The sequence below is a fragment of the Streptomyces sp. NPDC102360 genome, assembly GCF_044766085.1.
GTDB lineage: Bacteria > Actinomycetota > Actinomycetes > Streptomycetales > Streptomycetaceae > Streptomyces.
In genome coordinates, this window is record NZ_JBIWLG010000016.1 from 11784 (window position 1) to 25426 (window position 13643).

Genomic DNA, 13643 nt, shown 5'->3' on the forward strand with positions numbered 1-13643 from the left:
TGCTGTAACGCGGCTGCCTAACGTTCCCTCCGCTCGGGCACCCCGTCCGGGTTTCCCCTCTACCGGGAGCAGACATTGAGCCGCATTTCTGATGCCTCCGCCACACGCCGTACCCGCTCCGCACTCACCGCGCTCGCCGTCGCGGGCACGCTCGCCCTCGGCGGCGCGGTCACGGCTCCCCAGGCCGAGGCCGCCACCCACACTCCGGTCGTCTTCGTGCACGGCTACGCCGAGAGCCCGTCCAACTGGAGTGCCGCGAAAGCCTCGTTCGAGGACGCCGGCTACTCGGCCGACGAGCTGTTCACCTACCAGTACACCTGGACGCAGTCGAACAAGACCAGCGCTCAGGGCCTGGCCGACTACGTGAAGCAGGTGCGGGCCACCACAGGAGCCGACCAGGTCGACATCGTCAACCACTCCATGGGCGGCATGGTCACCGACTGGTACATCAACAAGCTCGGCGGGCAACCGTACGTGAAGCACATGGCCTCACTGGCCGGCGCCAACCACGGCAGCACCAAGGCCTCTTCCTGCCAGATCTACACCTCGTGTCAGGAGATGTACCCCGGCTCGTCCTTCCTGACCACCGTCAACTCCGGTGACGAGACCCCCGGCAACACCAAGTACGCCACCTGGTACTCGCCCTGCGACAACATGATCAGCCCCTACACCAGCACCAAACTCAGCGGGGCCACCAACAACTACGTGGCCTGCGAGACGCACATGGGGTACCTCTCCGATGCGGCGATCCTCAAGGCCGTACGTCAGTTTCTGACGACCTGACGGTGTGCCGAGCCGAGTGCACGCCGGACGAGGTCAGAGTCCACGTGGGCCTGATGTCCAGCTCTTCCTCGAAGAGTCGCTCGCACTCACGAAACGCCCGGTGAGCGCCCGCCGAGTCGCCTGCGGCGAGGCGGGCCGCCGCCATGACTTCATAGGCCGGTTCGACGAACGGGTCATGGGCGAGGAGACGGCGGCAGGCTGCAATGGCCGCTGTGTGGTCGCCGGCTTCCAGCAACGATTCCGCGGTCGCCAGGGTGAGTTCGGTGAATCGGACCGCCAGCTCGTCGCGTACGGGAATCGCCCACTCGAAGGCCGGATAGTCGTGGAGGAAGGGCTGTTGGTAGGCGGCAAGGACCTTCTGGCCCGCTGCCGGGTCGCACTCCGCGGACGCCGGCAACTGACCTGCGTGTGCGCGGAATTCGTCGGCGTCGATGGTCACGCTGTGCGGGTCGAGCCAGATCCGGTCCGCGGAGGTGCGCACGAATCGGGTGGGCTCGCGCGGCGCCCGGTCGGGCTCGAGCACATGGTGCAGCGCGTGCAGGGCCACCCGGAACCTGACGCTCGCCTTCTCGCGTGACAGCTCCGGCCACAGCTTGTCGTGAAGCTCCGAACGGCTCTGGGAATGGCGGTCGCTCGCACACAGAAGCAGCAGGATCTCGATCGCTTTGCGTCGCCCGAACGACTCCGCGGTCAGGGTGACACCTCCACGGTCGACCGAGAAACCGCTGAGCGTCGTAATACGCAGTACGGTCTGGGCTGTTGGAGACGGGAGGATGGTGGCGCCGTCGGCCGGCGAGCTGATCTTGTCTTGCAGGTACGCCGCGTGGGCGGCGGCGCACCGCTCCGCCCGCGCCGCGTCTAGCCACGCCCGTCGGACGGCTTCGTCCGTGATCCCGAGCCAGCCGGGGGTCAGCCAGACATCGGTGAGGTTGAGGTCCACCGTGCGGGTCAGCACGTCCTGTGCCCGCGCGGCGAACGCGGCCCGATCCCCCTCGGCGAGGTCCAGCGACGCCAGCCATTGGTCGCAGAGCAGCGGCACCAGCGCATCGCCGCACTCGTGCGCCAGCTTCCGGGCCTCCTCGAGCCAGGTGCGGGCCGTCGGGTCGTGCCGACGTGCCAGGGCGGCGCCGATCGCCAGTCGGGCCATGGCTTCGAGGTAACGGTCTCCGGCAGCGGCCAGAATCTCGACCGCGTCGATTCCGAAGCGCAACGTGTCCTCGGGCCGCCCCATCCGATCGGCCAGGACCGTCAGGCCCATGAGGGGCTCGGCCCGGAAACGGTCGACGCCGAGCCGCTCGGCGAGTTCGAGGGATTCCAGCAGGTGCTGCTGGGCCTGGCGGACGTCGGTGGGGCCGGAGCCGGTGCTGAGGGCCAGCCCCAGTCGACCGGTCGAGACACAGGTGAGCAGAGGGGAGCGCAGGTCTCGCCCCAGGCCGATTCCGACCCGGGCGTGCTCGGCCGCCCGGTCGGCATGCCCCAGGAGTGCGTGCATCCAGGCGAGCAGAGCCGAGCTCTCGCGGTGGGCCATCGGGATGCGGCTGTGGTCGTCGGTGAACCGCTCCAGGAGGCTGCGGGCCTCCAACAGCCTGCCCTGACGCACCAGCAGGCGGGGGCGCAGCGCGGCGGTGTGCGCGTCACCCGCGCGGTCGAGCAGTCGCGCGGCGTGGTCCAGGCGGCCGCGGTTGATCTCGTTCTCGATGCGCGGAGCGAGAAGGTCCTGCTCTGGCGGGCCGACGGCCGTGAGGCGTTCAAGGACCTGCTCGGCGCGCGCGGGGTGCACCGTGTCGAGATGAACGGCGAGCTCTGCCCGCAGCGCTTCACGGAGGTCGTCGCCGGCTTCGGAGCCGGGTTCTGGACCGGCTTCGGGGCCGGCTTCGTGACCGATGAGCTGTGCGGCCCGGCTCGCGAGGTCGATGGCCTCGGCGAACCGGCTGCTCAGGCGGACCGCGTGACTACGGGCGACGAGGAGCGTCGGATGCTCGTCGAGGGCGGGGCCGAGGTCGTCCGTCAGGCTGAGGAGGGTGAGGTGACGGCCAGAGGCCAGCAACTGCCCGGCGATCACGGCCACATCGCGCGCGGCGGCCTCGGGCTGCTGCGATGCCAGGGCATGGGTGGCCGCCCGCTCGTACTCGCCACCCGCGCGGTAGTGGCGAGCAGCGGCGCCATGCAGTTCGCGCCGCCGCGCAGGGTCGATCTGGCTGATGAGGAAATGCCGGAACAGGTGGTGCATCCGGTAGGAACCCGCATCCGTCTCGGCGCAGAACAACCCCGCTGCCGCGATCCCCCTCAGCGTGCGCGCCGCCTCATGTGTCGTCGTGCCGGCGACGGCGGCGCAGGCTTCGGGCGCGAGCAGGGACAGAACCGACACGTCGAGGAGGAAGCGCTGCACGTCCAGGGGCTGCTCGGCGAAGACCTGGTTCCCGAGGAAGCCGAAGGCCGCGTCCCGCCCCGCGGGCAGCGCCGCGAGCAGCTCCTCGGCATCGTGGTGACCGCGATGCAGGCGACGGCCGATCAGCGACAGGGCGATCGGCCAGCCCTCGGTCTCCTCGACCAGCACCTCGACCACCGGCGGTGGCAGGCTCACCCCGAAACGGGAGTGCAGGTAGGCGACGGTCTCGCCGTCGTCGAACGCGAGCAGAGCACGGTCGATGACGCGCACCGCGTCGTACCTGGCGTTGCGGCCTCCCCAGGACTCGGGATCGAGGTGGGTCCGTGACGTCGCGACGATCTGCACCCGCGCCGGCAGAACGTCCACGAGCCGCCCGACGACCGCGTCCACCGGAGAACCGTGGACCACGTGATAGTCGTCGAACACGATGTACGTACCGCCTGCCGCGGCCCACTCGTCGATCCGGTCGAGTGCCCTGTCGAGCAGGGCGGACCAGCTGCCGCTCGGCGATGGTGAGTCTCCGGCGGCTTCCTGCGTAACCGTCACGGCGGCGGTGAGGTGCGCGAGGAAGGTGTGCGGGTCCCGGTCCGCTGGGGTGAGGGCGTACCAGGCCCGGTGCGCACCGGTCGTCACGGCGTCGACAAAGGTGGTCTTGCCGTACCCCGCGTCCGCCTCGACGCAGACCAACGGCACGTCGGCCGCGTCGGCGAAGGCGGCCGCGGCGCGGGGTCGTGCGATCCGCGCCGCGACCGGCCTCGGCGGCCGCAGCCGGGTACGGACGATCTCGGTCACCACCGCATCGTAAGCCCGCTCTGCGGCCACGAGGTTGCTCCCTGTTCCGGCCGATGTCGGCCTGCGCCCGGCCCTGTTGCCTTGGCCTACGCCCTGCCCCTTGCCTTGGCCTACGCCTTGGCCACTGACTCCGCACCGGCTACGGCAATACCCGGCGCCTCTGCCCCCTCAGCACCGGGAACGGCCTGTGGATCACGTCGCACGGACGCCGGGTTGGTCTCCCGCAGCCGCCAGGTACACCAGGTCGTCACCAGCGCCATCAGGGCCACGAAGACAGCCACCGGCCAGGTCGCTCCGGTCCGGGCGATGAGCGCCGTCATGATGACCGGCGTGCCGCCGCTGACGGTGATCGCGGCGAGCTGATAGGCGAGCGAGGCGCCCGACAGCCGCACCCGGGGAGCGAAGAGTTCACCGAGGTAGGCCGCCAGCGGGCCGAAGGTCAGGGACTGGAAGACCGCACCGACGGTGACAGCGACGAAGAGCATCCCCAGTTTCGCCGTGTCCACCAGCCAGAAGTACGGGAAAGCCCAGGCGACGAGCGCGACGGCTCCCACCAGGATGACGGGGCGCCGCCCGAAGCGGTCGGAGGCGGCCCCCGCGGCGAGCGTCGCCACCACGGCCACGAGGGAGCTCAGCAACGACCCGGTGAGCAGTGCCTCACGGTCCATCCCGAGCTCGGCGGTGGCGTAAGCGAGGACGCCGGTGTTGCTGATGTAGAAGAGGGAGTTGGTGGCCGCGAGCAGCCCGCAGCCCAGCAGGATGGCGCGCCAGTGGTCGCGTATCGCTTCCTTGAGCGGCGCCTGCGCCACCTTCGGGCGGGCCCCGCGCTCCGCACTGCGCCGCAGCTGCTCGAACTCCGGAGTGTCCTCGACCTTGGTCTGGATGAAGAGCACGACGGGGAACAGCAGGGCGCTGCAGAAGAACGGGACGCGCCAGCCCCAGCTCAGGAAGGTGTCGTCGGAGGTCAGCTTGGTGGTGAGCAGAAAGGCGGCGTTGCCCAGGATGATGCCGAGCGGCACGCCCATCTGCCCGAAGGTCCCGGCGAACCCACGCCGCTTGGGGCTCGCCGACTCGGTCAGCAGCAGCACGATGCCGCCCCACTGACCGCCGCAGGCCAGGCCCTGCGCGAACCGCAGCACCACCAGCAGCAGCGGCGCGGCCACACCAATGGTGCCGGCACCGGGCAGACAGCCGATCAGGAAGGTGGCAAGACCCATGCCCAGCAGGGCGACCACGACGACGGGCTTGCGCCCGTGCCGGTCCCCGAGGTGGCCGGCGATGGCCCCGCCGATCGGCCTGGCCAGGAATCCCGCCCAGAACGTGCTGAACGAGAGCAGCGTCCCCATCAGCGCGGAGGAGTGCGGGAAGAACACATGCGGAAACACGAGGGCGGCGGCGGTGCCGTACAGAAAGAAGTCGTACCACTCGATCGAGCTGCCGAGCAGACCGGCGGCGAGCAGTTTGCGGTGCGCGCGCGCCGGTAGCTGGTCAGGGTGGGTCTTCATGTGCGGCTCCTTGGGTGTGAAAGTCAGCTGCCGGTGATGAATTCGGTCAGAGCGGCACTCCAGGCGGTACGTTCCTCGAGGAACGGGACATGGCCGCTGTTCTCGAAGTAGGTGAGGGCCGCGCGCGGGATGTCCTTGGCGGCCGCCTCCGACCACCGCGGGTCCCAGATCTCGTCGTGGCGTCCGCAGAACACGGCGACCGGGATCGTGATGTCCGCGAGACCGGGCCGCAAGTCCTCGGCGAGCAGCGCCTCGAAGGACTTGAGGCCCACGAACGCGGGCACTTGCAGGCCGATGCGGATCAGCCAGTCACGCGTCGGGGCGAGATCGGTCCGGTGGAAGTTCTGCCCGTACAGGCCCTGGATCGTCTCCACCCTGCTGAAGCGCACGGCGTCGCACAGCGCCTGCGCGCTGTCCTCGGGACCGCCGTACGGCGCGTCGGCCGCCTGCAGAAAGCGGGGACCCGACCCGGTGAGCGCGAGCCGTGCGACCGGCGCCCCGATGGTCTGCACGAACTTCAGGCCGATGTGGCCGCCCATCGACCAGCCCACCAAGGTGACGTCCTCGAGGGACAGTTCGCGCATCAGCGTGGCCAGGTCGGCGCAGAACGTCGCGTAGCCGTAGTCGCCCCACGGCTTGTCCGACGCTCCGTGGCCCCGCAGGTCAACGGTGATGACGCGAAACCGATCGGCCAGGTCGAGCACCTGGCAGTCCCACACGTCTGCGCTGCCTCCCCATCCGTGCACGAACACGATCGGGTGGCCCGTGCCCCGGTCCTCGTAGGCCATACGGACACCGGGCGCCACATCGACGTACGGCATGAGCTTCTCCTCGTGGTGATTCCTGCTGGTGATGCGCGGTGGAGATTCCTGCGAAGTGCTGGGTGAGGGTGCGGCTACGGCGTTACGCCGCAGTTACAACGCCGCCAGGGACGTCGGTTCGGCAGGGATGGGGACGGCACCAGCACGCGCGAGGTGGTCACGAATGGCCTCGTTGACGTCCCCGGGACGCTCCAGCCAGCACAGATGACCAGCGCCGGGGAGGGCGATCCGCTGCGTCCGCGGGAGCTGCAGGCCGAGCTCGGCGAGATTCTCGAACGGCACGACGCGATCGGCGGTGCCGTGAATGCCGGTCACCGGCTGATGAGGTCCCACACCCCGCAGGCCGTGGGTGAGGAACTCCGCGCACGCCGCCGACTGCGACGCCCAGGCCTCCGGCGACACGGGTGACGCCATGCGGGCGGCCAGCAGCTCCGCGTACTCCCGGGAATGGGCTTCGGTCCAGCCGGGAGCGAAGGAGTTCGGCATGGTCCGCCGCGCGAACTCTTCGCCGGTCAGGTGCGCGTGGTCGCGCCACAGCATGGCCGTCCGCTCTGGGACGGGCAGCGCGCCGGGGCCGCCTGGCGAACTGGCGATCACGACCACCGACGCCACCAGGTCAGGATGCGCAGCCGCCAACCGCAGCGAGACGTATCCCCCCATCGACGTACCCACCACGTGGGTGGGCGGGGAGCCCAGCGAGCGCAGCACGGCCGCCGCGTCATCGGCCAAGGTGTCGATGGAATACGGACCCGCCGGGGCGTCGGACGCTCCGGTCCCGCGGTTGTGGAGCAGCACCACCCGGTAATCGGCGGCGAACTCCGCTCGCTGTGGCGCCCAACTCCACGGCCCGTACCCCAGCCCCGGGACGAGCAGCAGCGTCGCCACCACCGGCCGCGCGGGAACGATGACCTCAGCTGCGATCTTCGCCCCGTCGGGAGCGGTCACATACAACAGCCCGGCGTCGCCGTCCTCCATCAGTACCTCCTCAGGCGTGGTCGATGCCTGAGGTTCGGCTGCACCCGTTTCACCAGCGTTACAGCCAGGCAGCCCGAACCCTGGGTCTGCGGGTAGGCGGGGGCGCGAAGTACCGGGTGTGCACGACCAACGCGATCGAGTCGGTCAACGCCCGCATCCGCAAGGCCGTCCTGTTCCGTGGACACTTCCCCACGGAACAGGCCGCTCTGAAGTGCGTCTACCTCGCCGTAACCGCCGCAAGGGGCTGGTGCAGGGGGGGGCGGCGGAGGTGAACTCCCGGCCCCAGAAGCTGTTCTGGTACTTCATGGGCTTGGTGCCGGTGGTGGTCATGCCCCGGTCCCCCGGTGTGCGTTGCATGGTGGCCGCGAGCAGTGCCGGGTCGAGCAGCTGCTTGCCGTTGACGGTGCCGTGGTCGTTGTTGAGGAATTTCGCGAATTTGGCGATGGAGTCCTGCGTCCAGAACATGCCGTACCCGCCGAAGGGTGCTCCGCCGGGGCTGTTGTCGGTACGGGAGGAGACGAGGGAGTCGGGCCCGACCCAACTCGCCCCAAGGCAGGTGCAATGAAGCACTCTCCCTCAGCAGTCACCGATCCGCCGGCCCTGGCCTCTGCCATGAAAAAGGCCTACTGGCACCTCGTCCCGCTGGCCATGGTCATGTTCGTCGTGAACTACATCGACCGGGTCAACATCGGGTTCGCCAAGGACGCGCTGGAATCGGACTCGGGTATCGGCGCCGCCGCCTACGGTCTCGGCGCCGGCCTCTTCTTCGTCACGTACGCCATCTTCGAAATACCGAGCAACATCCTGCTCGAACGCTACGGCGCAAAGTTCTGGCTCACCCGCATCATGATCAGCTGGGGACTGGTCTCCGCGCTGATGATGTTCGCGCACAACGAGCTCATCTTCTACGTGCTGTGCATGGCCCTGGGCGCAGCCGAGGCCGGGTTCTTCGCCGGTGTCATCTTCTACTTCACCCAGTGGTTCCCCAACGCGATCCGCGGCCGCGCCAACGCCGCGCTCTACTCCGCGTCGGCCATCGCCGCCGTCATCGCGGGACCGCTCTCCGGCGCCCTGCTGAGCATGGACGACACGCTCGGGCTGCACAGCTGGCAGTGGATGTTCCTGATCGAGGGTCTCGCCGCCATCGTCATCGGCGCTGTGGTGTGGACCTGGCTGGTCTCCAAGCCGTCGGACGCCCCCTGGCTCTCGGACGAGGAGAAAGCGGCACTGATCGACCGGCTCGCCGCCGAGGAGGCCGAGCGGGTCGCGACCAAGGGTGACAAGGCACCCTCCCGCTGGTCGATGCTCCGCGACCCGCAGATGCTTCTGTTCTGCTTCGTCTACTTCGCCGCCCAACTCGCCCAGTACGCCGTCACCTTCTGGCTCCCCGACTTCGTGCGCGACATCGGCGGACTGAGCGAGTTCACAATCGGCGTCATCTCGGTGGTGCCGTTCGCCGTGGCGTTCTTCGCGATTCTGGCCGCCGGCCAGATATCCGACCGCACCGGACTGCGCCGCACGGTCCTCGGCTCCGGGTTCCTGCTGGCCGCGATCGGCCTCAGCGCCGCCGCCGTCACCTCACCGGTGCTGGCCGTCGTCATGCTGATCATCGCGACGGTCGGCTTCAAGGTGGCGGCCTCCTCCTTCATCATCCCCCAGCAGTACCTGGCCGGAGCGATGGTCGCCCCTGGCATCGCCCTGATCAACTCGGTCGGTAACCTCGGGGGGTTCGTCGCGCCCACCCTCCTCGGCCAGGTCCAGGAACGCACCGGCAGCGTCAGCAGCGCGCTGCTGATCGTCGCGGGCATCTGCCTGGTGGCGCTCGCCGGATGTGTGATCCTGCGCTACCAGCAGGGCAACGAGCAGGACCTCGATTCTGACCTGCAGAAGGCCGAACCGGGCCATCTCCCCCGTAGTGGCTGAGAGGGAACGTCACCCGGCGTGGGACCGTACTTTCTGTCTTGCGGGCCTGCCGTACCGGCCGCATAGAAGTCTCACCGAGGGAGGCGACTGGTGGTGCACGGCCGCACCTGTCGGGTCCGGCCGTGTTCGTCAGGCGACGAGTTCCTTGCGGATGCGGTCGAGCATGAAGGACGAGGAGTCGCGGGCCCGTTCCTCCCAAGCGAAGACGCAGGCCGTCGCGACGCCGTCGAAGTCCATCTCGCGCAGGGTGGTGAAGAAGGTGTCCCAGTCGACCTCGCCCTGGCCGATGTCGAGGTGCTGGTGGATGCGGGCCGGGGTGCCGGGCGGGTTCATGATGTAGCGCAGGCCCGACGAGCCCTTGTGGTTGAACGTGTCGGCGATGTGGACGTGCTGGAGTTTGTCACCGGCGTGGCGCATCATCGCCGCGATGTCGGCCTTCGGGTCGGCCGGACCGGACAGGTGGAAGGTGTGCGGGGCGCAGTAGAGGTAGTTGACCCAGGGCTTGTTGATGGCGCGGACCAGTTCGACGGCGGGGACGTTCTCCTCGCAGAAGTCGTCCGGGTGCGCTTCGAGGTTGAGGGCGACGCCCTCGCGCTCGAAGACGGGGAGCAGTTCGTCCATGGAGCGCCAGAAGGAAGCTTCGCTCTCGGTCGCCTTCTCCGGGCGGCCGTTGAACTCCGAGTTCATCAGCGGGACTTCGAGCTCGACGGCGATCTCGATCATGCGCTTCCAGTAGCGCACGGCGGCCTGCCGCTCGGTCTCGTCGGGTGAGGACCACTTGTACAGGGGCAGGACGGACGACAACTGCACCCCGTGCGTGCGCAGGGCGGTCTTGAGTTCGGCTACACGTTCGTCGTCCGCCCGGGGGTGGAGGAAGAACGGCATGAAGTCGTCGCGGGGCGACAACTCGATGTAGTCGTAGCCGAGTTCGGCGACAGTGCGCACCATCTCGTCGATGGGCAGGTCGCGCAGCATGTAGGGGTCGAGTGCGATCTTCACTGGTGACCACCGGTGGCGTAGAAGGCGGGGCGGTTCGGGATGTCGGTGGGGACGATGCGGCCGGAGGTGAGGGCCTCGGCGGTGGCGCCGGTGATGACGGTGGCGGCGTAGCCGTCCCAGGCGGACGGGCCGGTGGGCTCATTGCCCGCGGCCAGGTTCGCGACCCACTCGCGGAACTCGGTGTCGAAGGCGTCGGCGAAGCGGCCCGTCCAGTCGGGAAGGACGGCGGTGCTGTGCGCGCCGGCCGTGCGGACACCAACGGCGGCCGGGTCGGGCAGGCGGACGAGGCCTTCCTCGCCGACCGTCTCGCACTGGATGTCGTAGCCGTAGCGGCAGTTGACGAAGACCTCCAGGTCGATGCGGACGCCCTTCGCGGTCTCGAAGAGCATGATCTGCGGGTCGGTGAGGTGCTCGTGCTTGTTCGCGGTCGCGCGCGGGGCGATGACCTGGGTGGAGACGATCTCGTCGTCCAGGAGCCAGCGCAGCACGTCGATCTCGTGCACGGCCGTGTCGAGCGCGGCCATGTCCGAGGTGTACGAGGCGGGGACCGTCGCGTTGCGGTGTGCGCAGTGGACGATGAGCGGGGTGCCGATGCGTCCGGAGGCGATGACGTCCTTCATCTGCCGGTAGCCCTGGTCGAAGCGGCGCATGAAGCCCACCTGGACGAGGCGGCGGCCGTGCGCCTGTTCCGCTTCGACGATCTTCAGGCAGTCCTCGGATGTGGTGGCGAGGGGCTTCTCGCAAAAGACGGGCTTGCCGGCGGCGATGGCGCCAAGGACGTGTTCGGCGTGGGTGGGACCCCAGGAGGTGACGAGGACGGCATCGACGTCGTCGGCGGCGATCAGCGCGGCGCCGTCGGGGTGCACCTGTGCGCCGGCGGTCTTGGCGGCCTGGGCCGCGCGCTCCGCGTCGATGTCGGTGACGGCGGTGACCTGGGCCCCGGCGATGGTCTCGGTGAGGCGGCGGATGTGCTCCTGGCCGATCCAGCCGGCGCCGATGACGCCTATACGTACAGTCATGATGTCGAGCTGCCTTTCAACAGGCTTGTGCAGAGGGGGTGTTCAGGAGAAGCGGGCGCGGAGTTCCGCCTCCAGGGTTTCGAGGGTGCGGCCCCTGGTCTCGGGCACGTACCGCTTGACGAAGGCGAGCGAGGCCAGGCCGGCGACCACGAACAGGAAGAACGTGGCCGAGATGCCGAGCGCGGAGACCAGCGAGGGGAAGAGCAGGCCGACGCAGAAGTTGGTCAGCCACAGCACCACCGCCGCGATACCCATCCCGAACGCGCGCATCCGGCCCGGGAAGATCTCCGAGAGCATCAGCCAGGTCACCGGGGACACCGCGCCCTGCTGGAACGCGAGGAAGGTGACGGTCATGGCGAGCACGGCGAGGGCGCGCCCCGGGCCTTCGGGCAGGATCAGCGAGAAGACGCCGATCAGGAGCAGCGCCGTGGTGGTGCCGGCCACGCCGGTCAGCAGCATCGGGCGGCGCGGCACCCGGCCGAGCAGCCAGATGCCGACGAACGTGGCGAGCACGGAGATGACACCGTTGGCGATGTTCGCCGTCAGTGCGCTGTCGGAGGCGAGCCCGGAGTCGGTGAGGATCTGGGTGCCGTAATACATGATCGTGTTCACGCCGGTGAGCTGCTGCACCATCGCGATGCCGAAGCCGACGAACATCAGCTTGCGCACCCACGGGGTGGCCCGCATGTCCCGCCAGCCGCCGAGCTTCTCCTGGTCGTCCTGGGCTGCGAGCGCCGTCACCTCGCTCAGCTCGGCCTGAGCCCGCGCCTCGGAACGCACCTGCCGCAGCACGGCGAGCGCCTCGGCGAAGCGGGTCTGCGAGGCCAGCCAGCGCGGGCTCTCCGGCATCACGAGCATCCCGAACCACAGCACCACCGCGGGCAGCGTCGCGATGACCAGCATGTAGCGCCAGACACCACCGGACTCGCCGCCGATGCGCGCGATGATCGCGTTGAAGGTGAAGGCCAGCAACTGGCCGCTCACGATCATGAGTTCATTGCGGGTGACGAGGGCGCCGCGGCGCTCGGCGGGGGACACCTCCGCGAGATACACGGGCACCGTGACCGAGGCCCCGCCGACCGCGAGGCCGAGCAGGAACCGGGCCGCGATCAGTGTCTCGGTCGTCGGCGCGAGAGTGGCGCCCAGCGCGCCGCCGAAGAACAGCACGGCGAGGCAGAGGATGGTGCGCCGCCGGCCGCGGGCATCGGAGAGCCGGCCGCCGATGACCGCGCCGAACGCGGCGCCGAGCAGCAGCGAGCTGGTGACCATGCCCTCGGTGACGGGGGTGAGGCCGAGGTCGTCGGTCATGTACGGCAGCGCGCCGTTGATGACGCCGGTGTCGTAGCCGAACAGCAGGCCGCCGAAAGTGGCGACGAGGGTGATCACGCGCAGCCGCCGGGAGACGGCGCGGGGCGGCGGCTCGTGGCCGGGTGCCGGGGGTGCCGTGGGCGCGTCGTCCGTGACGTCCATGGCCGCCTCCTACCGGGTGAGGGTCGGTCGGCGGGTTCCGGTGAGGCCGCAGCCGGCCAGGTGCTCGCGGGTCTGTACCGCGATGGGCAGCGGCACATCGGGAGCACACGGGTACAGGTCCTGCTCGACGATGACGTACAACTCCGCGTCCAGGCGGGAGAGTTCGGCCACGACATCGGCCGGGTTCGGTACGCCGGCCGGGGGCGAGACGCACACTCCGCGCTTGACGGCCTCACCGAACGACAGCTTCTCGGCGGCGACCTGGGCGAGGACTGCCGGGTCCATCTGCTTGATGTGGACGTAGCCGACGCGCTCGCCGAAGCGGCGGATCAGGTCGAGGTTGTCGCCGCCGCCGTACGCGACGTGTCCGGTGTCCAGGCACAGGTTCGTGTACCGGCTGTCGGACTCGTTGAGGAGCCGCTCGATCTCCGGCTGGGTCTGGATGTGGCTGTCGGCGTGCGGGTGCAGGACGAGCCGGATGTCGTACTCGTCGAGCAGCAGCTTGCCGAGCCGGTCGGCCGCCTTGCCGAAACCGGCCCACTGCGCGGCGGTCAGCTCGGGCGACTCGGTGTAGTCACCGGTCTTCTCGTCCCGGTACATGGGCGGGATGAGCACCAGGTGGTGTGCCCCGGCCGCGGCGGTCAGCGTGGCGACCTGGCGTACGTGGGCGAGCATGTCGTCCCACGCCTCGGGCCGGTGCAGCGCGCCGAACGCGGTGCCACCGGACACCTTGAGGCCGCGAGTCGTCAACTCCTGGGCCAGGAGGGCGGGTTCGGTGGGCAGGTAGCCGTACGGGCCGAGCTCCAGCCACTCGTATCCGGCCCGGGCGAGTTCGTCGAGGAAGCGGGTGTACGGGACCTGCTGCTCGTCCTCGGGGAACCAGATGCCCCACGAGTCGGGGGCGGAACCGAGACAGAGATTGCCCGCTGTGGTGCGGAGAGGGGACGGCGCCGTTGCCATGTCGACC

General features: G+C 69.4%; 10 protein-coding genes and 1 pseudogene. 3 read left to right on the forward strand and 8 right to left on the reverse strand.

The features are described 5' to 3' along the window. The first annotated feature begins 75 nt into the window (after nucleotides 1-75). Nucleotides 76-783 carry an esterase/lipase family protein gene (locus tag ACIRHA_RS38550; RefSeq protein ID WP_403855694.1) on the forward strand — a complete coding sequence of 236 codons (708 nt, stop codon included), beginning with the start codon at nucleotides 76-78 and terminating at the stop codon, nucleotides 781-783. Here the strand turns inward: ACIRHA_RS38550 and ACIRHA_RS38555 are convergent. From ACIRHA_RS38555 to ACIRHA_RS38570, 4 genes are all read right to left on the reverse strand, one after another. Further along, nucleotides 752-3964, reverse strand: coding sequence for a BTAD domain-containing putative transcriptional regulator (locus ACIRHA_RS38555; protein WP_403855696.1), 3213 nt, complete (start codon nucleotides 3962-3964; stop codon nucleotides 752-754). The two genes, ACIRHA_RS38550 and ACIRHA_RS38555, sit on opposite strands and share 32 nt — an antisense overlap. 110 nt (nucleotides 3965-4074) lie before the next feature. Then, the gene (locus tag ACIRHA_RS38560; RefSeq protein ID WP_403855698.1) at nucleotides 4075-5469 is read right to left on the reverse strand and encodes an MFS transporter; all 1395 of its coding nucleotides are present in this window, start codon (nucleotides 5467-5469) and stop codon (nucleotides 4075-4077) included. A gap of 23 nt (nucleotides 5470-5492) precedes the next feature. Further along, nucleotides 5493-6290, reverse strand: coding sequence for an alpha/beta fold hydrolase (locus ACIRHA_RS38565; RefSeq protein WP_403855700.1), 798 nt, complete (start codon nucleotides 6288-6290; stop codon nucleotides 5493-5495). A 93-nt stretch (nucleotides 6291-6383) separates the two neighbouring features. Beyond that, nucleotides 6384-7265 carry an alpha/beta fold hydrolase gene (locus ACIRHA_RS38570; protein ID WP_403855702.1) on the reverse strand — a complete coding sequence of 294 codons (882 nt, stop codon included), beginning with the start codon at nucleotides 7263-7265 and terminating at the stop codon, nucleotides 6384-6386. A gap of 116 nt (nucleotides 7266-7381) precedes the next feature. Between ACIRHA_RS38570 and ACIRHA_RS38575 the strand changes: the two are divergent. Next, nucleotides 7382-7489 (forward strand): annotated as a pseudogene (locus ACIRHA_RS38575) (transposase); the annotation flags it as partial. Between the two features lie 337 nt (nucleotides 7490-7826). Next, a complete protein-coding gene (locus ACIRHA_RS38580) occupies nucleotides 7827-9188 on the forward strand; it encodes an MFS transporter (RefSeq protein ID WP_403855704.1) in 1362 nt (453 codons plus the stop codon). A gap of 129 nt (nucleotides 9189-9317) precedes the next feature. On the opposite strand, the gene ACIRHA_RS38585 is transcribed toward ACIRHA_RS38580, so the two are convergent. From ACIRHA_RS38585 to ACIRHA_RS38600, 4 genes are read right to left on the reverse strand one after another with little or no spacing between them, the layout of a single operon-like run. Then, nucleotides 9318-10187, reverse strand: a complete 870-nt coding sequence (locus tag ACIRHA_RS38585) for a sugar phosphate isomerase/epimerase family protein (RefSeq protein WP_403855706.1) — start codon at nucleotides 10185-10187, stop codon at nucleotides 9318-9320. Then, nucleotides 10184-11206 carry a Gfo/Idh/MocA family protein gene (locus ACIRHA_RS38590; protein ID WP_403855708.1) on the reverse strand — a complete coding sequence of 341 codons (1023 nt, stop codon included), beginning with the start codon at nucleotides 11204-11206 and terminating at the stop codon, nucleotides 10184-10186. The genes ACIRHA_RS38585 and ACIRHA_RS38590 overlap by 4 nt, the downstream gene beginning before the upstream one ends. Before the next feature lie 42 nt (nucleotides 11207-11248). Further along, nucleotides 11249-12676: a sugar porter family MFS transporter gene (locus tag ACIRHA_RS38595; protein ID WP_403855710.1), complete on the reverse strand. Its 1428-nt coding sequence runs from the start codon at nucleotides 12674-12676 to the stop codon at nucleotides 11249-11251. A gap of 9 nt (nucleotides 12677-12685) precedes the next feature. Then, a complete protein-coding gene (locus ACIRHA_RS38600) occupies nucleotides 12686-13636 on the reverse strand; it encodes a TIM barrel protein (RefSeq protein WP_403855712.1) in 951 nt (316 codons plus the stop codon). Between the last annotated feature and the right edge of the window lie 7 nt (nucleotides 13637-13643).